Source organism: Rathayibacter sp. AY1C4 (assembly GCF_002932195.1).
GTDB lineage: Bacteria > Actinomycetota > Actinomycetes > Actinomycetales > Microbacteriaceae > Rathayibacter.
Map to the genome: position 1 here is coordinate 29471 of NZ_PSWE01000011.1, position 24044 is coordinate 53514.

A 24044-nucleotide genomic window follows, 5' to 3' on the forward strand; every position below is an offset into this window, starting at 1 on the left:
CGATGGATGGTCCCCCTTTTGCACGAGAACACGAGACGAGTCCGTATCCATGGCAAGTGCCACCCGCTCCGACCTGCGCAACGTCGCGATCGTCGCCCACGTCGACCATGGCAAGACCACGCTGGTCGACGCCATGCTCAAGCAGACGAACTCCTTCGACGCGCACGCCCACGTGGACGAGCGCGCGATGGACTCCAACGAGCTCGAGCGCGAGAAGGGCATCACGATCCTCGCGAAGAACACCGCTGTCTCGTACAGCGGCAAGCACGCGAGCGACGGTCCCATCACCATCAACGTCATCGACACCCCGGGCCACGCCGACTTCGGCGGCGAGGTCGAGCGCGGCCTGTCGATGGTCGACGGCGTCTGCCTCCTCGTCGACGCGTCCGAGGGCCCGCTGCCCCAGACCCGCTTCGTGCTGCGCAAGGCGCTCGAGGCGAAGCTCCCCGTCATCCTTTTGGTCAACAAGACCGACCGCCCCGACGCGCGCATCGACGAGGTCGTCGCCGAGAGCCAGGACCTGCTCCTCGGCCTCGCCTCCGACATGGCCGACGACGTGCCGGACCTCGACCTCGACGCGATCCTCGACGTCCCCGTGGTCTACGCCTCCGGCAAGGCCGGCCGCGCCTCGGCGAACAAGCCCGAGGACGGCACGCTGCCGGACGCCGAGGACCTGGAGCCGCTGTTCGAGGCGATCCTCAAGCACATCCCCGCGCCGACCTACGACGACGACGCGCCCCTCCAGGCCCACGTCACCAACCTCGACGCGTCGCCGTTCCTCGGCCGCCTCGCCCTCCTCCGCGTCTTCAACGGCACGATCAAGAAGGGGCAGACGGTCGCCTGGGTCCACCACGACGGCACCCACACCAACGCGCGCATCACCGAGCTGCTGATCACCAAGGCGCTCGACCGCTACCCGGCCGAGTCCGCGGGCCCCGGCGACATCGTCGCGATCGCGGGCTTCCCCGAGATCACCATCGGCGAGACCATCGCCGACCCCGAGGACATCCGCCCGCTGCCGGCCATCACGGTCGACGATCCGGCGATCTCGATGACGATCGGAACCAACACCTCGCCCCTCGTCGGCAAGGTCAAGGGCCACAAGCTCACGGCGCGCATGGTCAAGGACCGCCTCGACCGCGAGCTCATCGGAAACGTGTCGCTCAAGATCGTCGACATCGGACGCCCCGACTCGTGGGAGGTCCAGGGCCGCGGCGAGCTCGCGCTGGCCATCCTCGTCGAGCAGATGCGCCGCGAGGGCTACGAGCTGACCGTCGGCAAGCCCCAGGTGGTCACCCGCCAGGTCGACGGCAAGACGCACGAGCCCTTCGAGCACCTCACGATCGACGCTCCGGAGGAGTACCTCGGCGCGATCACGCAGCTCCTCGCCGCCCGCAAGGGCCGCATGGACGGCATGTCGAACCACGGCACCGGCTGGGTCCGCATGGAGTTCATCGTCCCGTCGCGCGGCCTGATCGGCTTCCGCACCGAGTTCCTCACCACCACGCGCGGCACCGGCATCGCGAACGCGATCCTGCACGGCTACGAGCCGTGGGCCGGCGCGATCGTCACCCGCAACAACGGGTCGATCGTCGCGGACCGCAACGGCGTCGTGACCCCGTTCGCCATCATCGCGCTCCAGGAGCGGATGACCTTCTTCGTGAACCCCACCGAGGAGGTCTACGAGGGCATGGTGATCGGCGAGAACTCGCGCAACGACGACATGGACGTCAACATCACCAAGGAGAAGAAGCTGACCAACATGCGTCAGTCCACCTCCGACACCTTCGAGTCGATGACGCCGTCGCGTCAGCTGACGCTCGAGGAGTGCCTCGAGTTCGCCCGCGAGGACGAGTGCGTCGAGGTCACCCCCGAGGTCGTCCGCATCCGCAAGGTGGAGCTCGATGCGAACGCCCGCGCGCGCATGACGAGCCGCCTCAAGAAGCAGGGCTGAGCCCCGGGCGCCTCGGCGCCCGCCCACGACGAGACCGGCCGGAGCGATGCTCCGGCCGGTCTCGTCGTCTCCGCCCGGTGCTGCAGCGTGCAGCGCCGATCCCGTCCCCCGCGGTCCGGATCAGCCCGCCGGACTCGGAGAGGGAGAGGGGGTCGAGGACTCCGCCTCGAGCGTCGAGGTGACGAAGGAGACGAACGCCGCCGCGTCGTCCGGCTTCCCCGTGTACTGCTCGCCGTTCACCAGCACGGTGGGCGTCGACTCGAGCTTCGGCAGCGAGGAGTTAGCGAGGTGGCCCGCTCGGTCGCGGCCTTCACCCAGGGCCGGAACTCGCCCCCGGTCATGCAGGCGAGGACGTCGTCGTCGGTGACGCCCGCTCCGGTCACCAGCGCCCGCAGAGCGTCGTCGTCGAGGCCCGTCGTCCCCTCCGCCGGCTGCTGCGCGAAGAGCGCCGCGTTCACGGCGAGGAAGCGGTCCGGATCCTCGTCGGCGACGCACGCGGCGGCGTTCGCGGCCCGGCTGGAGTACTCGGAGCCGGCCGAGGAGGAGTCGAGGATCGCCACCGGGTGGATCTCGAGCGTGATCGCCCCCTTCGTCAGCCACGACTGCAGCTGCTCGGCGTTCGCCTTCTCGAACTGCCCGCAGTACGGGCAGAGGTAGTCGACGTAGAGGTCGACGGCGACGACTCCGCCCGCACGCGTGGCGCGCTCATCGGTCGGGACGGGGGATGCTCCCGGAGCGATCGCCGCGCTCGTCGTCGCCGTCACGGCCGAGCCGTCGCCCGCGAGGACGATGCCGTCGCTGAGCATGTTCGCCGGGGCGGCGCTCGCGACCTCCTGCTGCGACCAGACGTTCCAGCAGACCAGGGCCACGACCGCGAGGAGCCCGACGACCGCTCCGCCCTGCCCGAGCAGCCGGTTCCGGCGCCGCCGGCGCCTCTCGGCTTCGCGGCGCTCCCGCGCCTGCGCTCGGGCGAGCTCCTGGCGCTCGCGCTTGGTCAGGCCGCTTCTCGCACTGTTCCCGGACATCGCCGACGACGCTACGGGCGCAGGCTTCGGCGCGCCGTGGAGTGCGCCCGCCGGATCCTGGGACGGAGTGCGGGTCCTCTCAGGGATCAGGCGAAGAGGCCGGAGCCGAGGAAGTCGGTCTCGTCGCGAGCACCGGGCGGCACCGCGAACACGGCCGAGCCGACGTGCTTCACGTACTCGTTCAGCGCGTCCGTCGCGAGGTTCCGCTGCACGGTGACGAACTGCTCCGGGGAGCGCTGGAACGAGAGGAAGAACAGCCCCGCGTTCAGGCGTCCGAGCTCGTCGTTGCCGTCGACGAAGTTGTAGCCGCGCCGCAGGAGCCGCACTCCGTTGTTCACGCTCGGGTGCGCGAGGCGCACGTGCGACTCCTGATCGATCAGCGGGGCACCGGTGGCGCCGGCCGCTGCGAAGTCGGGCTCGGTGGACTCCGTGCCGCCCGAGAGCGGGGCTCCGGACCCCTTGCTGCGGCCGATGACCCGCTCCTGCTCGCCCAGCTGGCTGCGGTCCCACGTCTCGATGATCATCCGGATCTTCCGCGCGACCAGGTAGCTGCCGCCGACCATCCACGCGGGGCCGTCGGAGGAGGGGACCCAGACGTGCTCCTGGACGGCGTCGGCCTCCTCGGACTTCACGTTCGCCGTGCCGTCCTTGAAGCCGAAGAGGTTGCGCGGAGTCGCCTGGGCGGTGGACGTCGAGGAGGTGCGGCCGAAGCCGAGCTGAGACCAGCGGAGCGAGGCCCGGCCGAACGCGATCCGGCTCAGGTTGCGGATGGCGTGCACGGCGACCTGCGGATCGTCGGCGCAGGCCTGGATGCACAGGTCGCCGCCGCCGGCCGAGGGGACGAGCGCGTCGCCGCGGAAGCGGGGCAGGGCCTGCAGCTCAGGAGGCCGGCGGTCGGCGAGGCCGAAGCGGTCGGCGCCGGACTCGTCCGTGAAGAGGGTGGGTCCGAAGCCGACCGTGACGGTGAGGGACGCGGCGTCGAGCCCGAGCGCCTCTCCGGTGTCCTCCGGGGGAGCCGTGTCCGGCCCGTCCACCGCGCCGTTCTCGCCGACCTCGAGGCCCTGGGTCATCCGGGAGGCGGCGAGCGTCCAGTCCTTCAGGAGCTCGACGAGGTCCTCGCGCGTGGTGCCCGCGGCGAGGTCGAACGCGGCGAAGTGCAGCCGGTCCTGCGCGGCGGTGGTGATGCCCGCCTGGTTCGCGCCGAAGAACGGCACGGTGCGCGGGTCGGAGGAGGCCGTCGCGCTCGCGGACGATGTGACGGCCACCGTGCCGCCCACTCCGGCGGCCAGCCCGGCCGTCCCCGCCGAGACGAGGCCGAGCAGCCCGCGCCGCGAGAGGCGGCGGGGTTCGTCGGCGGGCTGCTCGGACTCCGTCGGCCGGGCTCCCTCGTGCTGCTCGGCGTCCACTATGCGGTCGGCTCCTCGACGCCCAGCACCGTGTGGGTCAGCTGCGAGAGCGGCTCGGAGAGAGCGTTGACCGCGTCCGAGAGCTCCTTCTTCTGCTCCGCGGTGAGAGTGGAGTACGCGGCGAAGCCGGAGTCGATCGAGCCGTACTGCGCGAGCAGAGCGTCGAGCTCGGAGAACCGCTGCGTGATCCGTCCGGTGAGGTCGGCGCCCTCGTCGCCGCTGGCGGTCGCGATCGGCTCGACGTTGCCGAACGCCACCTCCGCGCCCTGGACGTTCGCGGCGAAGTCGGTGAGGTCGGTGCTCGACCACCAGTCCTCCTCGCCCGTGATCTTGCCGGCCGCGACCTCGTCGAGCAGGCCGATGGCGCCGTTCGAGATGTCGCCCACCGACACGGTGAAGCCGGGCGCGTTCACGAGGTCGGCCAGGCTCTGCACGTCGTCGACGAGGCCCTGGCCGAACTGCGCGCGCTGCTCGGGGGTGGAGGGCGCCCAGTCGAGGAGCGCGCTCGTGCCGTCGGAGTTGAGCGCACCCTCCGCGGGGGCCCACAGGTCCTTCTCGATGCGGTGGAAGCCGGTCCAGTCCAGGCCCTCGGCGACGGCGTCGACCTCGCGGTAGTCGATGCGCGGGTCGAGGTCGCCGAACGCCTCCGCGGTCGGCTCGATCCGCTCGTAGAAGACGCGGGTCGACGCGAAGAGGCCGCGCGCCTTCTCGTCGTCGCCGGCTTCGTAGGCCTGCGCGAACTCGGCCACCGCGGGGAGCAGCTCGCCCACCTGCGACTTCACGTACGCCACGTAGTTGGTGACCGCCGCCTCCGTCGCCGCCTTCTCGTCCGCCGACTGAGCGGTGGCCTCACCGGTCACGGTGAACTCGCTCAGCCCGACCGGGGCGCCGACCTGCTGGAACTTGCAGGCGGTGTAGTAGGTGCCCGGCTCGAGCTGAGCGACGTAGGAGACGCTCTGGCCCGGGGTCACGTTCTCCTTCTCGCCCACGATCCGCAGCTTGTCCTCGGCCAGGATCTCGAACTCGTTGACGTCCGAGCCGCCGTTGGTCAGTGAGAACGTCACCGCTCCCGCCTCGGCGGTCGCCGTCGACACCTCGCAGGCGTCGTCCCTCATCGCGACGTCGAGCGCGACGGAGGAGGAGGACGCGGGGGTGTTCGGCACGCAGCCCGTGAGGATCAGCGCCAGGGCGCCGGCGCCGGCGAGGCCGAGGGTGACGCGGGGGAGGGTGGGACGAGCGCGCGAGGACATGCTTCTCCTGGATCGGGGCGAGTGCGCCGGCGGTGCCGGAGCGGGTCAGACGGAGGTGGGAGCGGGAGCGGCGACCGGGGCCGCGCTGCCCCGTCGCGGACCGCGCAGGCGGACCTGGCGGACGAACAGGGCACCGACGACGACGAGGTAGAGCAGCCAGGCGGCGAACTGCAGAGCGGTCGGCTCGGGCGTGTAGTTGAAGAGGCCGCCGACCACGGCGGTCACGGGCGGCGGAAGGATCGGGCCGAGCGAGAACAGCGGGGTGCCCCAGCCGGGCAGGAGCGACGCCTCCTGCAGGTCGCCGACGCCGTAGGAGAGTACGCCGGCCGCGACGAGGATGAGGAAGCCGCCCGTCCAGGTGAAGAAGCGCCCGAGGTCGATCCGGACGAAGCCCCGGAAGATCAGGTACGCGATGACGACCGAGCTGAGGATGCCCAGCAGCGCGCCGACCGTGCCGACCCACGCACTGGATCCCGATCCCGCACTGCTCGAGGACACGCTCGCCCAGACGAAGAGGGCCGTCTCGATGCCCTCGCGCCCGACGCTGATGAAGCCGAGGACCACGATGCCGAGGGCCGACCCCGCCACGGCGCCGTCGAGCCGGGACTCGAGGTCGCCCTTGAGGCTGCGGGCGTTCGCGCCCATCCAGAAGATCATCCAGGTGACCAGCCCGACCGCGAGGATCGAGAGGCCGCCGCCGATGAGCTCCTGGGCCTGGAACGACAGGGTCGAGGGGCCCCAGGTGAGGATCGCACCGGTGACGAGCGAGATCGCGATCGCGGCGGCGATACCGGTCCAGAGCCGCGGCAGCACGTCGCGCCGGCCGAGCTTGGTCAGGTAGGCCACGAGGATGCCGACGACGAGGCCGGCTTCGAGGCCTTCGCGGAGGCCGATGAGGTAGTTTGCGAGCACGCGTGTTCTCTTGGTCGATGGTGGACGAGGAGGGGGCGACTCCCGCCCCGAGTCGATCCGGTCGGCGGGGCTCCGTTGTTCGGTAAGCCTTGCCTAACCCGGCTCGACTGTAGTCCGCTGCCCGGTCGCTGTCCAGAAGCGCCCGCAGCGGAGGCCGCGCAGGACGAGAGGCGGAGAGTGGACGCGGGCCGGGACGCAGCAGCGGAGCGGGTGGTGGCGGTGCACGCCCACCCCGACGACGAGACGATCACCATGGGCGGGACCCTGGCGCGGCTGGTGGCGCAGGGCGCCTCCGTCACCGTCGTCACCGCCACGCGGGGGGAGTGCGGCGAGGTCATCCCCGAGGACCTCGCTCCGCTCGAGGGCTCGGCCGAGCTGGCCGCGCACCGGACGACCGAGCTCGTCGTCGCCCTGACGGCCCTCGGCGTCGCCGACCACCGCTTCCTCGGCGAGGCGGGTGCCCGCGCACCCGGCCTCGCTCCGCGCGTCTACCGGGACTCCGGCATGCAGTGGGGGCCCGGCCGCGTCCCGGTGCCGCTCGAGCCGGTGCATCCCGCGTCCTTCACCGCCGCGCCCGAGGACGAGGAGGTGGCGGATCTCGTCGCCGTCCTCCGGCAGGTCGACGCGGGCGTCGTGCTGTCCTACGACGCGGGCGGCGGCTACGGCCACCCGGACCACGTCCGCACCGCCCGGGTCGCCGAGCGCGCCGCCGAGCTGCTGGGCCTGCGCTTCCTCGCCGTCCTCCCCGACGCGGCCCCGCCCCTCCCCGGGGACGTCGTGATCGAGCTGTCCGCCGAGGACCACGCCCGCAAGCGCGCGGCCCTCGAGGCGCACGCGACGCAGCTGGTGGTCGACGGCGACGAGGCCCGCCTCTCGAGCGGTCCGCCGTTCCCCATCGGCCGCATCGAGCGCTTCCGCCCGGTCGCGCAGGCGGGGCGTCCGGCGCCGCTGCCGGAGGAGCGTCCGACGCTGGGATCGCGGGTGCTGTCGGGCGTCGCCGGAGTCCTGGTCGGCGCGGTGGTCGGAGCGATAACGACCGTCGCCCATCAGAGCACCGTGTCGGTCGGCGGTGTCGTCCTCCCGGTCGGCCTCGCCGCCTCCCTCGCCGGCGTGCTGCTGCTCCTGCTCGGGCTGCGCCTCGTGCTCATCGACCGGTTCGTCGCGTTCTGCACCGCGATGGGCCTGCTCGGGATGATCGGGCTGCTCGCCCTGCGCAGCACGGGCGGATCCGTCCTCGTCCCGGCGAACGGCCTCGGCGTGGCCTGGACCTTCCTCCCCGCCCTCATCGCCCTCGTCGTGATCGCCTGGCCGCGGCTGCGGGCGGCCGCTCCCGCCGCCGCCCCGCGGCCGGCGGACGCCGACGCCCCGTCGGCCCCCGTACGATAGACACACTGTTCGAAGGGACCTGGAGCACCGTGACCTACGTGATCGCACTTCCGTGCGTCGATGTCAAAGACCGCGCCTGCATCGACGAGTGCCCGGTCGACTGCATCTACGAAGGCGAGCGCTCGCTCTACATCCACCCGGACGAGTGCGTCGACTGCGGTGCCTGCGAGCCGGTCTGCCCCGTCGAGGCGATCTACTACGAGGACGACCTCCCCGAGGAGTGGTCCGACTACTACAAGGCCAACGTCGAGTTCTTCGACGAGATCGGCTCCCCGGGCGGAGCCGCCAAGGTCGGCGTGATCGCGAAGGACCACCCGGTCATCGCGGCGTTGCCTCCGCAGAGCCACTGAGGCCGCTCCCATGGCTCTCGGCGCGCTGCCCGACTACCCCTGGGACCTGATGGCGCCCTTCGCCCGCACGGCGGCGGAGCACCCCGGCGGGATCGTCGACCTGTCGATCGGCTCGCCGGTGGACCCGACGCCCGCCCCGATCCGCGACGCGCTCGCCCGCGCGACGGACTCGCACGCGTACCCCACGACCGTGGGCACCCCCGCTCTGCGCGAGGCGATCGCCGCCTGGTACGCGCGGCGGCGCGGAGTCGAGGGCCTCGGGATCGACGAGGTCCTGCCGACGATCGGCTCCAAGGAGCTCGTCGCCTGGCTGCCCTTCCTCCTCGGACTCGGGGAGGGGGACGTGGTCGTGCATCCGCGCGCCGCCTACCCGACGTACGCGATGGGCGCGGCGATCGCCGGCGCCGAGGCGCTCGCCTCCGACGACCCGGCCGAGTGGCCCGCGACGACCCGCCTGGTCTGGCTCAACTCTCCCGGCAACCCCGATGGCGCCGTGCTCGACGTGCCCGCCCTGCAGCGCGCCGTCGCGCGTGCCCGTGAGCTGGGCGCTGTGATCGCGGGGGACGAGTGCTACGCCGAGCTCGGCTGGGACGGCCGCTGGGCCGACGAGCCGATCCCGAGCGTCCTCGACCCGCGCGTGGTGGGGGAGGACCGCACCGGGGTCCTCGGCGTCTACTCGCTGAGCAAGCAGTCGAACCTCGCCGGCTACCGCGCCGCCTTCGTCGCCGGGGACCCGGCCCTGATCGCGCGCCTGGTGACCGTCCGCAAGCACGCGGGCATGATCGTGCCCGGTCCGCTGCAGGAGGCGATGATCGTCGCCCTCGCCGACGACGAGCACGTCGCCGCCCAGAAGGAGCGCTACCGCTCCCGCCGCGACCGCCTCCGGCCCGCCCTCGAGTCCGCGGGATTCCGGATCGACCGCAGCGAGGCCGGCCTCTACCTGTGGGCGACCGAGGGCCGCGCGGCCTGGGAGTCCATCGACCGGCTCGCCCGCCTCGGCGTCCTCGCGGGCCCCGGCGTCTTCTACGGGGAGGGCTTCCCCGAGCACGTGCGCCTCTCGCTGACGGCCTCCGACGAGCGGATCGACGCGGCCGTCGAGCGCCTGTCCGGCGGCCTCTGAGGCGCTCGACCCGGCCGATCCTGGCGGGTTCCGACAAGGACCCGGCCCCAGCGCTGGGCGATGTCACAGTGCCCCCGCTTTGCCCATAGGCTGTATGTGGTTCGGTCGACGGCGCCTCGCGAGGCCCCGGCTGCACCACGATCCAGACCCGGCGCCGCCCGCTCCGCGCGAGCGCTCCCGGGGTGCGACCGCGACGACCTGGGAGGCGTTGTGACCGAATCCGGCACGCAGAGCGACGGAACCGCGACGGTGGGCTCCACGGAGCCCGCGACCGGGAGCGCCACGACGCCGCCTCCCGCGCCGGCGGAGCAGGAGCTCCCCGAGAAGGTCACGCTCACCTTCGGCGACCGCACCGCGGACTTCCCGGTCCTGCGCAGCGTCGACGGCTCCTCGAGCATCGACTTCTCGACCCTGTCGAAGCAGACCGGCTTCATGTCGCTCGACTACGGCTTCGTGAACACGGCGGCGACCAAGTCGCAGATCACCTACATCGACGGCGACCAGGGGATCCTCCGCTACCGCGGCTACCCGATCGAGGAGGTGGCCACCAACGCGACCTACCTCGAGGTGGCCTGGCTCCTCATCTACGGCGAGCTGCCGACGGCCGACGAGCTCGCGGGCTTCGACGAGCGCATCCGCCGCCACACGCTCCTCCACGAGGACCTCAAGCGCTTCTTCGACGCGCTCCCGCACAGCGCGCACCCCATGTCGGTGCTCTCGGCCGGGGTCTCGGCCCTGTCGACGTACTACGAGGACAGTTCCAACCCGAAGGATCCGGAGGCGGTGGAGCTCACCACGATCCGCCTCCTGGCGAAGCTGCCCGTGATGGCGGCGTACGCCCACAAGAAGGCGATCGGCCAGGCGTTCCTCTACCCGGACAACTCGCTGAGCTTCGTCGACAACTTCCTCCGTCTCAACTTCGGAACGATGGCCGAGCAGTACCAGGTCGACCCGGTGCTCTCGAAGGCGCTCGACCGCCTCCTGATCCTCCACGAGGACCACGAGCAGAACGCGTCGACGTCGACCGTCCGCCTCGTCGGCTCCACCGAGGCGAACCTCTACGCCTCCGTCTCGGCCGGCATCAACGCCCTGTTCGGCCCTCTGCACGGCGGAGCGAACGAGGCGGTGCTCACCATGCTCGGCCGGATCCGCGAGTCGGGCGAGAGCGTGTCGACGTTCGTCGAGCGGGTGAAGAACAAGGAGGAGGGCGTGCGCCTGATGGGCTTCGGCCACCGGGTGTACAAGAACTACGACCCGCGCGCGAAGCTGGTCAAGGAGAGCGCCTCCGAGGTCCTGCAGGCCCTCGGCGTGAAGGACCCGCTGCTCGACATCGCGATGGAGCTCGAGGCCCTCGCTCTCGAGGACGACTACTTCAAGGAGCGGCGCCTCTACCCGAACGTCGACTTCTACACGGGCGTCATCTACAAGGCGATGGGCTTCCCGACCCGGATGTTCACCGTGCTCTTCGCGATCGGCCGCCTGCCCGGCTGGATCGCCCACTGGCGCGAGATGAACACCGACAAGCAGACCAAGATCGGCCGCCCGCAGCAGCTCTACATGGGGTCACCCGAGCGCCACTGGCCGACCGACCGCTGACCGGTCCCCGAGAGCCCGTCCCCGCCGGGGGCGGGCTCTCGCCGTGCGGCGCACCCGCCTCTCGTCGGCCGTCCGAGGCTCGAACCGCTTCTTCGAGGCGGGACGCAGAGCGGCGTGGTCGCCGCGGACTCGATCAGCACGGTTCGTCCCGGGGTGCCGCCTGCTGGGCCCGGCGGCGCGGGACGCCCGTCCTCAGGCGTGCAGGGCGGCGTTCAGCTCGATGCCGGCGCCGGTGCGGGGGAGGACCTCGACAGCTCCGGTGAGTGAGTTGCGGCGGAAGAGCAGGTTCGGCACGCCCGAGAGCTGCACGGCCTTCACGGTCTGCGGGGCGCCGTCGGCGCGCGGCGCTCCGCCGACCACGACGACCTTGGTGCCGGCGGTCACGTAGAGGCCGGCCTCGACGACGGTGTCGTCGCCGAGGGAGATGCCGATGCCCGAGTTCGCACCCAGCAGCGCCCGCGCGCCGATCGAGACGCGCTGCACTCCTCCGCCCGAGAGGGTGCCCATGATGGAGGCGCCGCCGCCGATGTCCGAGCCGTCGCCGACCACGACGCCCTGCGAGATGCGCCCCTCGACCATCGAGCTGCCGAGAGTCCCGGCGTTGAAGTTGACGAAGCCCTCGTGCATCACCGTCGTGCCGGGTGCCAGGTGCGCGCCGAGGCGGACGCGCGAGGTGTCCGCGATGCGCACCTTCGCGGGGGTGACGTAGTCGGTCAGCCGCGGGAACTTGTCGATGCCGGTGGCCTGGATGCCGTGGCGCCGGAGCGAGGGCCGCAGGCGGGTGAACGACTCCGGCGAGACCGGACCGGCGTTCGTCCACACCACGTTCGGCAGGTGGGCGAAGACGCCGTCGAGGTTCACCTCGTTCGGGCGGACCAGGAGGTGCGAGAGCAGGTGCAGCCGCAGGTAGGCGTCGGACGTGGAGGCGGGCGGCGCCTGCACGTCGATCTGCAGCGTGACCACGTCGATGCGGACCTCGCGGCGCGGATCCTCGCCGGCCTGCTCCTCGAACTCCGCCGGCACGATCCAGGGGTCGCGGCCGGCCGGGATGGTGCCGAGGCGCGGCTCCGGGAACCAGGTGTCGAGGACGGTGCCGTCGGCGGCCACGGTGGCGAGCCCGTATCCCCAGGCGGAGGCGGGCGCGGAGGAGTCTGCGGAGTGCTCGAGGGTCATGCCGATCAGGGTAGCGCGGAGCGTCCGGCCGCTACCCTGGGGCGCATGGCCGATCCGACCACCGCCCCTCCGCTCGATCTGCGCACCGATCCGGTCGCCCTGACGCGGATCCTCTGCGACATCCCGTCCGTCTCGGGCGACGAGCTCGAGATTGCGGACGCGGTGCAGTGGGCGCTCGAGCAGTACGACCACCTCGAGGTCATCCGCGACGGCCACACCGTCGTGGCGCGGACGAACCTCGGCCTCGCCCAGCGCGTCGTGATCGCCGGGCACCTCGACACGGTGCCGGTCAACGGCAACCTGCCCGTCGTCGCCGAGACGATCGACGGCGTCGAGCACCTGGTCGGCCGCGGGACCGTCGACATGAAGGCCGGAGTGGCGGTGCAGCTCGTCCTCGCCGCCGAGCTCTCCGATCCGGCCGTCGACATCACCTGGATGTGGTACGACAACGAGGAGGTCGCAGCGGACCTCAACGGCCTCGGCCGCCTCTCCCGGCACCGCCCCGACCTCTTCTCCGCCGACTTCGCGGTGCTCGGCGAGCCGACGAGCGGAGCAGTGGAGGGCGGCTGCAACGGGACGCTCCGGGTCGACGTGGTCACCCGAGGAGTCCGCGCCCACTCCGCCCGCAGCTGGGTCGGCGAGAACGCGATCCACGCGGCCGCGCCGATCCTCGACCGCCTCGCCGCCTACGTACCGCGCGAGGTCGAGGTCGAGGGGCTCGTGTACCGCGAGGGCGTCAACGCCGTGCGCGTCACCGGCGGGGTCGCGGGCAACGTGATCCCGGACCTCTGCACGGTGCAGGTCAACTACCGCTTCGCCCCCGACCGGTCCGGGGAGGAGGCGCTCGCCCACCTCGAGGAGCTCTTCGAGGGGTTCGAGGTGACGGTGGACGATCTGGCCGAGGGCGCCCGCCCGGGGCTGGACGCACCTCTGGCCCAGGCCTTCCTCTCCGCCGTCGGAGCCGAGGCGAAGCCCAAGTACGGCTGGACCGACGTCGCGCGGTTCTCCGCCATGGGCATCCCGGCTGTCAACTACGGACCGGGCGACCCGCTCCGGGCCCACGCCGACGACGAGCGTGTGGCGGTGCACGAGATCACCGAGTGCACCGAGGGCCTCCGCCGCTGGCTGACCGCGTCCTCGTGAGCGCGAGCGCCACGGCCGTCCCCGTCCGCCTCCGCCTGCGCCTGGTCCCGTGGTGGGCGCGGGTCCTCCTGGTGTACATCGCGACCCGCGTGGTCACGACGGTGATCCTGCTGCAGTTCGCCGCGCACCAGCTCGCGAACCCGTGGACCGGACCCTCCCCGTCCTACTCGGCCTTCGCGTCGATGTGGGACGGCCGCTGGTACGAGATCATCGCGGCCACCGGGTACCCCGACTTCCTGCCGATCACGCAGGACGGCCACGTGGGGGAGAACGCCTGGGCCTTCATGCCGCTCTACCCGGGCGTCGTGAAGGCGCTGATGGCGCTCACCGGCCTCACCTGGGCTCCGGCCGCCGTGACCGTCTCCGTCCTGTGCGGAGCCGGAGCCTGCCTCGTCCTGTACCGCCTCTTCCGGCACTCCCTCGGCGAGTCGCAGTCGCTGACGGCGGTGCTGCTGTTCTGCGTGGCGCCGACCTCGCCGCTGATGCAGCTCGCCTACGCGGAGTCGATGGCGATGCTCCTGACCGCGGTCACGCTCCTCCTCCTGGTGCGGCGGCGCTGGCTCGCGGTCGTGCCCGTCGTGCTGCTGCTGGGCCTGACCCGGCCGAGCGGGCTCGCCTTCGCCGCCGCGCTCGGCCTGTACGTCGTCTACCGATTCGTCCGGCGCCGCACGGAGCCGTTCCCGCGGTCGGAGTGGCTGCCGGCCGTGGGCCTGACGGCGTGGGGGCTCGTGGTCGGCTTCCTCTGGCCCGCCGTGGCGTGGGCCGTCACCGGGTCGATGACCGCGTACACCGACACCGAGCTGGCGTGGCGTGCGGTCTACATCGGCTACCAGGAGCTGCTCCCGCTGACCCCGTGGTTCCAGGGCGGCGCCTGGTGGGGCTCGTGGTGGTTCGGTGCTCCGGCCGTCGGCGTCGTGCTGGTGGTGCTCCTGCTGGCGGCGTTCGTCGGGATCCTCGCCGCACCGTGGACACGGCGGCTCGATCTCTTCAGCCGGGCCTGGGTCGCCGGGTACGGCGTCTACCTGCTGGCGTTCTTCTTCCCGCAGTCGAGCACCTTCCGGCTGCTGGGCCCGATGTTCCCGCTCGTCGGAGCGCTGGCGGTGCCGCGCTCGCCGGTCTTCCGCGGCGCGCTTGTCCTGCTCGGGATCGGCGGCCAGATCGTCTGGATCTCGATCTGCTGGGCCGTCGCCGGATCGGACTGGACCCCGCCGTGATCGTGCCGCGCGCCCGCCCGGCGCGGTGCTCCTCCGGGGACTCCCGACTCCCGCACGGGTATGCTCGTCGGAATGTCTCCCCTCACGCCAGCCGGTGAGCCGCGACACGCGTCGCCCCTCCTCCGGCCGACCCGCCGGCGAGCCGCGGCGACACCCGCCCGCTCCCCGCTGACGACCGCCTCCGCCTCCTCGACGGACCGCGGGCCTCTCGCGTGAGCGCCACCGCGATCGCGCCGGAGACGGAGGATGCCTCTCCGTCCCGCTCCCGCTGGGGTCTGCTCCGGAGGATCCCGTGGTGGATCCAGGTGCTCCTGGTCTTCGCCGTGTCCCGCGTCGTCACGACCGTGATCATGCTCCGTGTCGGCGCCGTGCGTCAGGGCGTCGAGTGGACGGGACTCCGCGACACCTACGTCCGGTTCGCGACGACGTGGGACGGCGGCTGGTACGAGCGGATCGGGATGACGGGGTACCCGTCGGTGCTGCCGCTCTCGCCGTCCGGAGCCGTGGAGCAGAACCCCTGGGCGTTCATGCCCGTCTACCCGTTCACCGTCCGCGGCCTGATGAACATCACCGGGCTCGACTGGGCGAACGCGGCGGTGCTCGTCGCCCTGGTCTGCAGTGCAGCGGCGTGCCTGGTGATCTACCGGCTGTTCCGCGTCTCGCTCAGCGAGGGCCAGGCGCTGATGGGGATCGTCTTCTTCTGCGTCGCTCCGACGTCCCCGATCCTGCAGATCGGCTACGCGGAGTCCGGCGGCATCCTCCTGACGGCCGTGCTGCTCCTCCTGCTGGTGCGTCGCAAGTGGATCTGGACGTTCCCCGTCGTGCTGGTCGTGGGGCTCCTGCGCCCGAGCGGCCTCGCGATCGCGGCGATGACGGGCCTCTACTTCCTCTACCGCGTCTGGCGCCACGTGCGCGGCACCGAGCCGTTCGCCCGCCGGGAGTTCGCCTTCACGGTCTCCCTCACGGTCTGGTCCCTCGCGGTGGGCTTCGCCTGGCTGCTCATCGCCTGGGCCGTGACCGGCTCCTTCACCGCCTACACCGACACCGAGCTCGCCTGGCGCAGCGTCTTCATCGGCGAGGGCGAGCTCATCCCCTTCACCTCCTGGTTCGCCGGTGGAGGCTGGTGGGGAGGCCTCTGGTTCGGCTCGCCGATCACGGGCATGGGCATCACTGTCGTGGTGGTGCTCGGATTCCTGGCGATCCTGTTCTCGCGGGCCACGCGCAGCCTCGACGTCTTCTCGCGGCTCTGGGTCGGCGGCTACGCGATCTACCTCTTCGCGTTCTTCTACCCGCAGTCGAGCACGTTCCGCATCCTGATGCCGATGTTCCCGCTGGCCGGGGCGCTCGCGGTGCCGCGGTCGACCCTCCTGAGGGTGTTCGTGGTGGCCGCATCGATCGTCGGGCAGATCGTCTGGGTGCTGCTGTGCTGGGTGTTCACCCCGGGCGACTGGTCCCCGCCGTGATCGGCTGACGCCCGACTTCCGGGCGCGGTTCGGAACACCCCCGCGGATGCACGATAATAGGGGGATACGTCACGAAAGGGGAACTCTATGGCGGCCATGAAGCCGAGGACCGGAGACGGACCGATGGAGGCTGTTAAGGAGGGCCGACTCATCGTCGTGCGCGTTCCGCTCGAAGGAGGCGGACGCCTCGTCGTCTCGGTCAACGATGCAGAGGCGAAAGAGCTGCACGACGCGCTCGCGTCGGTGGTGTCTCCCGCCTGATCCGCACCGTCGTGAACGCCCGTCGCACACCGTGCGGCGGGCGTTCCGTCTTTCCTCGGTCGGCCGCGCTCGTCAGGCGCGGCGCTTGTTGGCCTGCAGCAGGCCGTCGCCGATCGGCGAGAGCACGCTGACCACGGCGGGGGAGGCGCAGACCTCGGCCACCAGCGTGCGGAACGCCGTCGCGATCTCGTCGCGCTGCGCGGGGTTGGCCACGCGTCCGCGCCAGAGCGCGTGGGGGACGAGGACCGTCCCGCCCGGACGGACGAGCCGCAGCGCGTGCTCGACGTTCTCGATGACCTGCAGCGGATCGCCGTCGACGAAGACGATGTCGTAGGAGTTCTCGTTCATCCGGGGCAGCACCTCGAGGGCGCGGCCCGGGATGAGCCGCAGCCGGTTGGGCGAGATGCCCGCCTCGTGGAACTGGGCGCGCGCGTGCTGCTGGTGCACGGCCTCGGAGTCGATCGAGGTGAGCATCGCCTCGGGGGCGCCGTCGAGCAGCCACAGGCCGCTCACTCCGGTGCCGGTGCCGATCTCGATGATGGAGGTCGCGCGCGCCGCGGCGGCGACCAGCGCGGCCTGCGCTCCGATCGAGGGGGAGACGGCGTCGATGCCCAGCTCGACCGAGAGCCGGCGGGCCGAGGCGATGGCCTCCGACTCGACGACCGCGTCCTCGGCGTACTTCCAGTTGGCATCCTTGTCGGACACGGGGGCGCTCCTCTGATCGGTGCACCGAGCGGATCGCGCCCGGGCATCGTCAGGGTACGGTGGCGCGCGGGCTCCGCGAGGGAGGCGCGGCGGGTTAGTGTTGTCCTCGTGTTCGGTCTGACGTTCGACAAGCTCCTCATCATCGGGGTCATCGCTGTCTTCGTGCTGGGTCCCGACCGCCTCCCGCACTACGCCGCCCAGCTCGGGCAGCTCGTGCGCAAGGTGCGCGGATTCGCCACGCAGGCCCGGGAGCGCGTCAAGGACGAGATGGGCGACGAGTTCAACGACGTCGACTGGAAGAAGCTCGACCCGCGCCAGTACGATCCCCGCCGCATCATCCGCGACGCCCTGCTCGAGGACGATCCGGCCCCCACCGTGAAGCCGCCCACCGCTGTCGCCGCTCCGGTCGTGCCGGGCGGCACCGGCTCCGCGCAGGACAGCTACTACACGACGATGCAGCGCTCCGTCTCGTCCGGCACGCTCTCGAGCGTCGCGCCGCCGCCGATCGACTCCGAGGCCACCTGAGCCCTGCTCCGCGAGGAGCGTCGGGCGGGCGTCTCGACCGACGCCGCCCGCACGAAGCCGCGCGGAGGCGTCAGCCGACGGCGAGCGGAAGACGACGGCCGGTCAGTCCCCGCGGCCGCGCGGCGAGCGTCGCCGCCAGGGCGTCGATCGCCCGGGCGGCAGGATCCTCCGGATCGCCGACGACGACGGGCACGCCCTCGTCGCCCCCCGCCCGCAGCGCGACGGAGATCGGCAGCGACGCGAGTAGCGGCACCTCGTCGCCCGTCGCAGTGAGCCGACGCGCGACCTCGGCCCCGCCTCCGCTGCCGAAGAGCTCCAGCACCGAGCCGTCGGGCTGCGGAAGCCCCGACATGTTCTCGACCACTCCGACGATGCGCTGGCCCGATTGGCGGGCGAGCGCGCCGCTGCGCTCGGCCACGTCGGCGGCCGCCGGCTGCGGGGTGGTGACGATGAGGACCTCCGCATGCGGGAGCAGCTGCCCGATGGAGATCGCCACATCCCCCGTGCCGGGAGGCAGGTCGAGCAGGAGCACGTCGAGGTCGCCGAAGTACACGTCGGTGAGGAACTGGGAGATCGTGCGGTGCAGCATGGGTCCGCGCCAGGAGACGGCCGCCCCCCGGGTGTCGCCCTCGAGGAACATCCCGATCGAGATGACCTTCACGCCGTGCGCCACCGGCGGCAGCATCAGTTCGCCGACGCGGGTGGGCCCCGCGACGCGCCCGTCGTGCATCAGGCCGAGCAGGCCGGGGATGGAGAAGCCGTGCACGTCGGCGTCCACGAGGCCGACCGCGAGACCCCGCTGAGCGAGGGCGACCGCGAGGTTGGCGGTGACGGTCGACTTGCCGACGCCGCCCTTGCCGCTGGTGACCGCGTACACGCGGGTGAGCGAGTCCGGGCCGAAGGGCATGCTCCGGCGGCCGCCCTGGAGGCGTTCGGTGAGGGCGGTGCGCTGCGCCGGCGTCATGACTCCGACCACGACGTCGACCGCCGTGACTCCGGGAGCCGAGGCCGCGGCCTCGCGCACGTCGCGCTCGATCGCGGAGGCGGCCGGGCAGCCGACGATGGTCAGCCGGATCGCGACGCGGACCGCTCCGTCGACGGCCGCCTCGACCGACTCGAGCATGTCGAGCTCGGTGATGGGCTTCCGGATCTCCGGATCGACGACCCGGGCCAGCGCCGTCCTGACGGCGGTCTCGATGGCGGCGACGTCAGGCATCGCGCCGCTCGGGCTCCTGCGCCCGATCCTTCTCGAGCTCCTCGAGCAGGCCGCGCAGCTCCGAGCGGATGAAGTCCTTGCTCGCCATGTCGCGGATCGCCAGGCGCAGGGCCACGACCTCGCGCGCGAGGTACTCGGTGTCCGCGAGGTTGCGCTCGGCCCGCTGCCGGTCCTGCTCGATCTGCACGCGGTCGCGGTCGTCCTGTCGGTTCTGCGCGAGCAGCAGGAGCGGCGCGGCGTAGGAGGCCTGCAGCGAGAGGATCAGCGTCAGCACCGTGAAGCCGAGGGCCTGAGAGTCGAAGCGAGCGTCCGCGGGCCCGTAGGTGTTGAACATCAGCCAGAAGACGCAGAAGATCGTCATCCCGACCAGGAACCACGGCGTGCCCATGCCGCGGGCGAACGACTCGGTCAGGCGGCCGAAGCGGTCGCTGCTCGGGCGGTTCCGCCGCGAGAGGACGCGGGTGCGCAAGCCCTTGGGAGCGTCCAGGCGCCGGTCCTGCTTGGTGTCCCTAGCCACGCGCGCCCCTCCGTCCCCGTCGTGTCCTGCCTGTCGCCGCGGGTGCCGGCGGCACGAGCGGGACGCCCTGCGTCGCCGTCGTCACCGGCCTCCTCGGTTCGTCGTCGTCGCCGTGGCTGCGCCAGTCGTCGGGGAGGAGGTAGTCGAGGACGTCGTCGATGGTCACGACGCCGACGAGGCGGTGGGACGCGTCGACGACGGGCACCGAGACGAGGTTGTAGCTGGCCAGGATCCGGGCGACCTCGGCCGCCGAGGTCTCGGGCGTGATCGGGTCCATGCTCTGGTCGAGCAGGGTGCCGAGGCGCTCGTGCGGCGGGTAGCGGAGCATCCGCTGGAAGTGCACCATGCCGAGGAAGCGGCCGGTCGGCGGCTCGTAGGGCGGCAGTGTGACGCAGACGGCGGCGCCGAGGGCCGGGGCGAGCTCGTGGCGGCGGATGAGGGCGAGACCCTCGGCGACGGTCGCCTCGGAGGAGACGATGATCGGCTCCGTGGTCATCAGACCGCCGGCGGACTCCGGGGCGTAGGTGAGGAGCATGCGGACGTCGTCGGCCTCCTCCGGCTCCATCAGCTCCAGGAGCGCCTCGCCGCGCTCCTCCGAGAGCTGGGCGATCAGGTCGGCCGCGTCGTCCGGCTGCATCTGGTCGAGGACGTCGGCTGCGCGGTCGTCGTCGAGCCGGCCGAGGATCTCGACCTGCTCGCTCTCGGGCATCTCCTCGAGCACGTCCGCGAGGCGGTCGTCCGAGAGCTCGCCGGCGACCTCGAGCATCCGCTGCTGCGGCAGGTCGAGGAGCGTGCTGGCGAGGTCGGCGGGCTTGAGCTCGGAGAGGCTGGCGACGTACTGCTCGGCGGACTGCGCCTCGGTCGAGACGCTCTCGCGGACCTCGCGCCAGCCGGCGAAGGCGGTCGCGCCCTTGGCGAAGGGGGAGGGGCTGGTCTTGGGCCGGCGGACGAAGAGCTGCGCGAGCTCCCACTCGCCGGGAGCGGCTTCCTCGATCGCGACGTCCTCGACGACCGCGTCACCGGAGCCGTCCACGAAGCTCACCCGGCGGCCGAGGAGCTCGGCGATGACGCGGACCTCGCCGCCCCGCTGCTCGAAGCGGCGCACGTTGATCAGCCCGGTGGTGATGATCTGGCCGCTGCCGATGCTGGTGACCCGGCCGATCGACACGAAGACCCGACGGCGCCCGGGGATCTCGACCACCAGGCCGACCACCCGCGGGGCGTCGTTCTGCCGGTAGACCAGGAGCACGTCGCGGACCTTGCCGACGCGATCGCCGGCCGGGTCGAAGACACTGCATCCGGCCAAGCGCGCGACGAAGACTCTGGCGGAACTCACGGCTACAAACCTAGTCCCGTGCAGCCGGGCGGACGCCGAGCGTTCCCGGCTCGCCCTCGGCCGGTTCTCCGAATCCGTTCAGAGACCTTCAAGTGGCCTGTGCGATTCTGTCCGGGTGACTCAGCAGACGCCGTTCAGCGGCCGAGGGCCGGCCTTCCCCACGATCCCGCGCGGGGAGATCCTCGCCACGTTCGACACGTACCAGGAGGCGCAGGCCGCCGTCGACGTGCTCGCCCGCGCCGACTTCCCGGTGCGCCAGCTCGCCATCATCGGCAACGAGCTCAAGAGCGTCGAGCGGGTGACCGGCAAGCTCACCTGGGGCCGCGTCGCCCTCGCCGGAGCGGCCTCCGGCGCCTGGCTCGGTGTCTTCCTGGGCCTCCTGCTCATCATCTTCTCGCCGACGACGGAGTTCTCCTTCCTCATCGCGGCGGTCCTCCTCGGCGCCGGCTTCGGGATGCTCTTCGGGCTCGCCTCCTACGCCGTGAACCGCCGCCGTCGCGACTTCACCTCGACCATGCAGGTGATCGCGACCAGCTACTCCGTGCTCGTGGACCCCGAGGTGGTCAACCGCGCGCGCAACCTGCTCGACGGCGGCACCTCCCCGGCGGAGGCGCCGCAGACGGCCTGGGCTCCGCCGCCCGCCGCGGTCGGCGACCCGCAGCCGCAGCCCGTCCGCCCCGAGGACGACCCGCGCTGACGATCCTCCACGAAAGCCCCCGGTCTGCCGGGGGCCTTATTCGTTCCCGGGGCGGGGCGGATCAGGCGGAGCCGACGGGCGGGAGGACGATGTCGACCGCGAGACCCCGGGGGGAGCGGTTGACCAGGGCGACCGTCCCGCCGGCCGAGAGCACGGTGGTGTGCACCAGGGCCAGCCCCAGACCGCTGCCGCCGGAGGCGAGGGTCCGGGAGTCGTCCGGGCGGGAGAAGCGGTCGAAGGCGACCGGGATGAAGGCGTCGGGCATCCCCGGTCCGTCGTCCGAGACGCCGAGCATCAGGCGCCCGTCCGACTGCGAGAGGGAGGCGACGATCATGCCGCCGCCGGTCATCGCCTGGATCGCGTTCCTCACGAGGTTGTCGATCACCCGGCCGAAGTCCTGGGACGCGACCGCGTAGAGCCGCGCCGGCTCGCGCTCGTCGATCTCGTAGTCGATCTCCACCCCCGACTCCGAGGCGAGCAGGCGGGTGCGGTCGACGGCGCCCACCAGCTCGTCGACGAGCTCGGCGAAGGGAGCGGTCGGGCGGACGGTGCGGCTCTCGATGCGCGAGATGTCGAGGAGGGCGGATGCGAGGCGCACGAGCCGGTCGACGCTCTTCTGCGCGTCGAGGATGACCCGGTCGACCGCGACCGGGTCGTCGACGCGGTGGTGGGCGATCTCGAGCTGGGCGGAGAGCGCGGCGAGGGGAGTGCGGAGCTCGTGGCTCGCATCCGACACCATCTGCTTCTCCCGGGCCAGCGACGCGGTCTGCTTGGTCAGGAACGCGTTCAGCGTCACCGCGAGCTCGTCGATCTCGTCGCGCGTGCCGACGACCGGGAGCTGGTCGCCCTGCCCGGGCTCGGCGGCGATCTGATCCGCGCGCGCCCGCATCCGGCGCACCGGGGCGAGGGCCGCGCCCGTCAGGATCCACGAGGCGAGCCCGAACGTGACGACGAGGAAGATCGCGGCGTAGACGAGCACGTGGGCGAAGTCGTCGAGGACGAGCTGCGACGCGGCCTGATCGCGGGCGGAGGCGACCTGCCAGACGCCGCGATCGCTCTCGATGGCCGTGAAGCGGACCAGGTAGCTGCCGTTCGCCGTCGTCACGTCGGCGTACCGGGGCGAGGTGTCGGCCGGCTCCTCCGCCAGAGCGCTGAGCACCTCGCCGCTCAGGCGCGAGGGCATGGTCGAGGTGCTGACGCTCCCGTCGGGCGCGAGAGCGAGGAACAGCTGGCCCGTCGACGAGCCCTGCGTGCGCGGGACGTTGCCCGCCGAGATGTCGCGGCGCACCTCGTCCTCGATCGACATCAGGATCGTCCGCTCGCTGCGGTCGACGATGCCGGTGACCAACTGGTAGAAGAGCAGCGCCGCGAGCGCGAAGAGGGCGGTCGCCACAGCGACCGTTCCCACGGTGATCCTCGCGCGGATCGAGAGCGCGCCGACCCGGCGGCGTGCCGTGCTCATCCGCGACACGGGCTACTCGACCGGGCGGAGGAAGTAGCCCTTGCCGCGGACGGTCACGATGCTGACGCCCGTGTCCTCGGTCGGGAGCTTCTTGCGCAGGTAGCTGACGTACTGGTCGACGATGTTGTTGTCGACGATCTCGCCGCCGCCCCAGATCTCGGAGAGGATCCGCTGGCGGGTCACGACGGAGCCGACGGGAGTGATGAGGAGCTTGAGGAGCTCGAGCTCCTTCGGGCTGACGTGGATGCGCGAGCCGTCGGCGGTGCGCCGGATGCTCGATCCGTCCACGGTGATGCGTCCGACGTCGATCGAGGTGGACATCAGCGACGGGCTGCGGCGCAGGAGGGCCCGGAGGCGCGCGTTGAGCTCGGTGAACGCGAACGGCTTGGTCAGGTAGTCGTCCGCTCCGGCGTCGAGGCCGAAGACGCGGTCCTCGATCGCGTCCCGCGCGGTCAGCAGCATGATCGGCGTGGGCCGGCCGAGCTCGCGGATCCGGCGGCAGATCTCGAAGCCCGACATCGCCGGCAGCATGACGTCCACGATGGCGGCCGAGAACTCGGCGTTGCTGAACGCGACGAGCGCGTCGATGCCGTTCGTGGTCAGCACGGCCTCGTAGCCGGCGTCTTCGAGGCCGCCGACGAGGGCCTCACCCATGGCTGGATCGTCTTCGACGACAAGGATCTTCACGCGCTCACCCTACGGCCCGGCTCCCAGGAGGACGCACTGGGCGGGCCGTGTGTCGATCGGATGCGGGATCGACCCATCCGATCGGCGCTGGGCGACGAATGAGGAGCAACAGACCGCTCGGGGGCGTGGCGGGAGAGGCGCGATCAGTGGCGCATTTCTACTCTTCTCTCCCCGTCGGCCCGATGATCCTGTTCGCGAAGTTCACCTCTACCGTCACCCGAAGGCGGCACAAAAATTCTCAATATTCTTTCCATCTGGGCGCGTCTCGCGCTGTCGGTCCTCCTGTGGATCGTCCTTCTTCCCGTCATGCTCGTCCTGCTGCCGTTCCGCACGGGCAGGAGCGCCTCGCTCCCCGCCCTGCGACCGGTGCCGGTTCCCGCACCGACGGTGGCGATCGACACCCGGAGCACCAGCGGCGCGTACTAGGCCTACTTCCCGGTCGTTCCGGGCTCGACGCCCCGCTCCCATGAGCTCCGGCGTCGTCCGCCCACCGATCCCCGACGCCCGAACAGCCGTGCCTCTCTCCGCCAGGAGGGGGCGCGGCTGTTCGTCGTTCCCCGGGTCGATCCCGACTGACCGACAGATGTCGATTTCGGCTCCTCTCGATCGCGAGCCGCGTCAAGCCCTTCGCAGAATCTCAGGGACT

Annotated in this window: 23 protein-coding genes; 11 read left to right on the forward strand and 12 right to left on the reverse strand. The window is 71.8% G+C overall.

Features of this window, described 5'->3' with window-relative positions; genetic code table 11:
• The first annotated feature begins 49 nt into the window (after positions 1 to 49).
• The gene (typA, locus tag C5C99_RS07390; RefSeq protein ID WP_104222978.1) at positions 50 to 1954 is read left to right on the forward strand and encodes a translational GTPase TypA; all 1905 of its coding nucleotides are present in this window, start codon (positions 50 to 52) and stop codon (positions 1952 to 1954) included.
• A 120-nt stretch (positions 1955 to 2074) separates the two neighbouring features.
• Here the strand turns inward: typA and C5C99_RS17470 are convergent, their stop codons facing one another.
• The 5 genes from C5C99_RS17470 to efeU all read right to left on the reverse strand — a co-directional run bounded on the left by C5C99_RS17470 (position 2075) and on the right by efeU (position 6547).
• Complete coding sequence (locus tag C5C99_RS17470; protein WP_258063661.1) at positions 2075 to 2200, reverse strand: hypothetical protein; 126 nt, start codon at positions 2198 to 2200, stop codon at positions 2075 to 2077.
• The gene (locus tag C5C99_RS07395) at positions 2191 to 2979 is read right to left on the reverse strand and encodes a thioredoxin domain-containing protein (RefSeq protein WP_104339856.1); all 789 of its coding nucleotides are present in this window, start codon (positions 2977 to 2979) and stop codon (positions 2191 to 2193) included. The genes C5C99_RS17470 and C5C99_RS07395 overlap by 10 nt, the downstream gene beginning before the upstream one ends.
• Positions 2980 to 3065: 86 nt before the next feature.
• Positions 3066 to 4385 (reverse strand): iron uptake transporter deferrochelatase/peroxidase subunit, encoded by a 1320-nt coding sequence (efeB, locus tag C5C99_RS07400; protein WP_104336946.1) that lies wholly within the window; start codon positions 4383 to 4385, stop codon positions 3066 to 3068.
• Positions 4385 to 5635, reverse strand: a complete 1251-nt coding sequence (efeO, locus tag C5C99_RS07405) for an iron uptake system protein EfeO (RefSeq protein WP_104268464.1) — start codon at positions 5633 to 5635, stop codon at positions 4385 to 4387. Before efeO ends, efeB begins: the two co-directional genes overlap by 1 nt.
• Before the next feature lie 45 nt (positions 5636 to 5680).
• Positions 5681 to 6547 (reverse strand): iron uptake transporter permease EfeU, encoded by an 867-nt coding sequence (gene efeU / locus C5C99_RS07410; RefSeq protein WP_104232741.1) that lies wholly within the window; start codon positions 6545 to 6547, stop codon positions 5681 to 5683.
• Positions 6548 to 6724: 177 nt separating this feature from the next.
• On the opposite strand from efeU, the gene C5C99_RS07415 reads away from it, so the two are divergent.
• The 4 genes from C5C99_RS07415 to C5C99_RS07430 all read left to right on the forward strand — a co-directional run bounded on the left by C5C99_RS07415 (position 6725) and on the right by C5C99_RS07430 (position 10999).
• Positions 6725 to 7933, forward strand: coding sequence for a PIG-L family deacetylase (locus C5C99_RS07415; protein WP_146084281.1), 1209 nt, complete (start codon positions 6725 to 6727; stop codon positions 7931 to 7933).
• A 29-nt stretch (positions 7934 to 7962) separates the two neighbouring features.
• Entirely contained in the window at positions 7963 to 8283 is a 321-nt protein-coding gene (fdxA, locus tag C5C99_RS07420; protein WP_104222984.1) for a ferredoxin, read from the forward strand.
• Positions 8284 to 8293: 10 nt separating this feature from the next.
• Positions 8294 to 9403 (forward strand): succinyldiaminopimelate transaminase, encoded by a 1110-nt coding sequence (gene dapC, locus C5C99_RS07425; protein WP_104339857.1) that lies wholly within the window; start codon positions 8294 to 8296, stop codon positions 9401 to 9403.
• A gap of 210 nt (positions 9404 to 9613) precedes the next feature.
• On the forward strand, positions 9614 to 10999 hold the full coding sequence (locus tag C5C99_RS07430; RefSeq protein ID WP_258059270.1) for a citrate synthase: 1386 nt from the start codon (positions 9614 to 9616) through the stop codon (positions 10997 to 10999).
• A gap of 192 nt (positions 11000 to 11191) precedes the next feature.
• On the opposite strand, the gene dapD is transcribed toward C5C99_RS07430, so the two are convergent.
• On the reverse strand, positions 11192 to 12172 hold the full coding sequence (gene dapD, locus C5C99_RS07435) for a 2,3,4,5-tetrahydropyridine-2,6-dicarboxylate N-succinyltransferase (RefSeq protein ID WP_104232738.1): 981 nt from the start codon (positions 12170 to 12172) through the stop codon (positions 11192 to 11194).
• 45 nt (positions 12173 to 12217) lie between these two features.
• On the opposite strand from dapD, the gene dapE reads away from it, so the two are divergent.
• The 4 genes from dapE to C5C99_RS07455 all read left to right on the forward strand — a co-directional run bounded on the left by dapE (position 12218) and on the right by C5C99_RS07455 (position 16253).
• Complete coding sequence (gene dapE, locus C5C99_RS07440) at positions 12218 to 13315, forward strand: succinyl-diaminopimelate desuccinylase (protein WP_104249555.1); 1098 nt, start codon at positions 12218 to 12220, stop codon at positions 13313 to 13315.
• Positions 13312 to 14529 (forward strand): hypothetical protein, encoded by a 1218-nt coding sequence (locus C5C99_RS07445; RefSeq protein WP_258063662.1) that lies wholly within the window; start codon positions 13312 to 13314, stop codon positions 14527 to 14529. Before dapE ends, C5C99_RS07445 begins: the two co-directional genes overlap by 4 nt.
• A gap of 212 nt (positions 14530 to 14741) precedes the next feature.
• Positions 14742 to 15992, forward strand: a complete 1251-nt coding sequence (locus C5C99_RS07450; RefSeq protein WP_104222988.1) for a hypothetical protein — start codon at positions 14742 to 14744, stop codon at positions 15990 to 15992.
• Between the two features lie 87 nt (positions 15993 to 16079).
• Complete coding sequence (locus C5C99_RS07455; protein WP_068208299.1) at positions 16080 to 16253, forward strand: DUF3117 domain-containing protein; 174 nt, start codon at positions 16080 to 16082, stop codon at positions 16251 to 16253.
• Between the two features lie 72 nt (positions 16254 to 16325).
• On the opposite strand, the gene C5C99_RS07460 is transcribed toward C5C99_RS07455, so the two are convergent.
• Positions 16326 to 16958 (reverse strand): O-methyltransferase, encoded by a 633-nt coding sequence (locus C5C99_RS07460; RefSeq protein WP_104222989.1) that lies wholly within the window; start codon positions 16956 to 16958, stop codon positions 16326 to 16328.
• A gap of 108 nt (positions 16959 to 17066) precedes the next feature.
• On the opposite strand from C5C99_RS07460, the gene C5C99_RS07465 reads away from it, so the two are divergent.
• Positions 17067 to 17483 carry a twin-arginine translocase TatA/TatE family subunit gene (locus C5C99_RS07465; protein ID WP_146076468.1) on the forward strand — a complete coding sequence of 139 codons (417 nt, stop codon included), beginning with the start codon at positions 17067 to 17069 and terminating at the stop codon, positions 17481 to 17483.
• Between the two features lie 70 nt (positions 17484 to 17553).
• On the opposite strand, the gene C5C99_RS07470 is transcribed toward C5C99_RS07465, so the two are convergent.
• From C5C99_RS07470 to C5C99_RS07480, 3 genes are read right to left on the reverse strand one after another with little or no spacing between them, the layout of a single operon-like run.
• On the reverse strand, positions 17554 to 18699 hold the full coding sequence (locus C5C99_RS07470; RefSeq protein ID WP_104232735.1) for an Mrp/NBP35 family ATP-binding protein: 1146 nt from the start codon (positions 18697 to 18699) through the stop codon (positions 17554 to 17556).
• Positions 18692 to 19216, reverse strand: coding sequence for a DUF1003 domain-containing protein (locus C5C99_RS07475; RefSeq protein WP_104222991.1), 525 nt, complete (start codon positions 19214 to 19216; stop codon positions 18692 to 18694). The genes C5C99_RS07470 and C5C99_RS07475 overlap by 8 nt, the downstream gene beginning before the upstream one ends.
• Entirely contained in the window at positions 19209 to 20552 is a 1344-nt protein-coding gene (locus C5C99_RS07480; RefSeq protein WP_104319105.1) for a magnesium transporter MgtE N-terminal domain-containing protein, read from the reverse strand. Before C5C99_RS07480 ends, C5C99_RS07475 begins: the two co-directional genes overlap by 8 nt.
• Positions 20553 to 20667: 115 nt before the next feature.
• Between C5C99_RS07480 and C5C99_RS07485 the strand changes: the two genes are divergently transcribed.
• A complete protein-coding gene (locus C5C99_RS07485; RefSeq protein WP_258063423.1) occupies positions 20668 to 21249 on the forward strand; it encodes a general stress protein in 582 nt (193 codons plus the stop codon).
• Positions 21250 to 21310: 61 nt separating this feature from the next.
• On the opposite strand, the gene C5C99_RS07490 is transcribed toward C5C99_RS07485, so the two are convergent.
• Positions 21311 to 22711: a cell wall metabolism sensor histidine kinase WalK gene (locus C5C99_RS07490; RefSeq protein WP_146085480.1), complete on the reverse strand. Its 1401-nt coding sequence runs from the start codon at positions 22709 to 22711 to the stop codon at positions 21311 to 21313.
• Between the two features lie 12 nt (positions 22712 to 22723).
• Positions 22724 to 23398 (reverse strand): response regulator transcription factor, encoded by a 675-nt coding sequence (locus C5C99_RS07495; protein ID WP_258059273.1) that lies wholly within the window; start codon positions 23396 to 23398, stop codon positions 22724 to 22726.
• Positions 23399 to 24044: the final 646 nt, after the last annotated feature.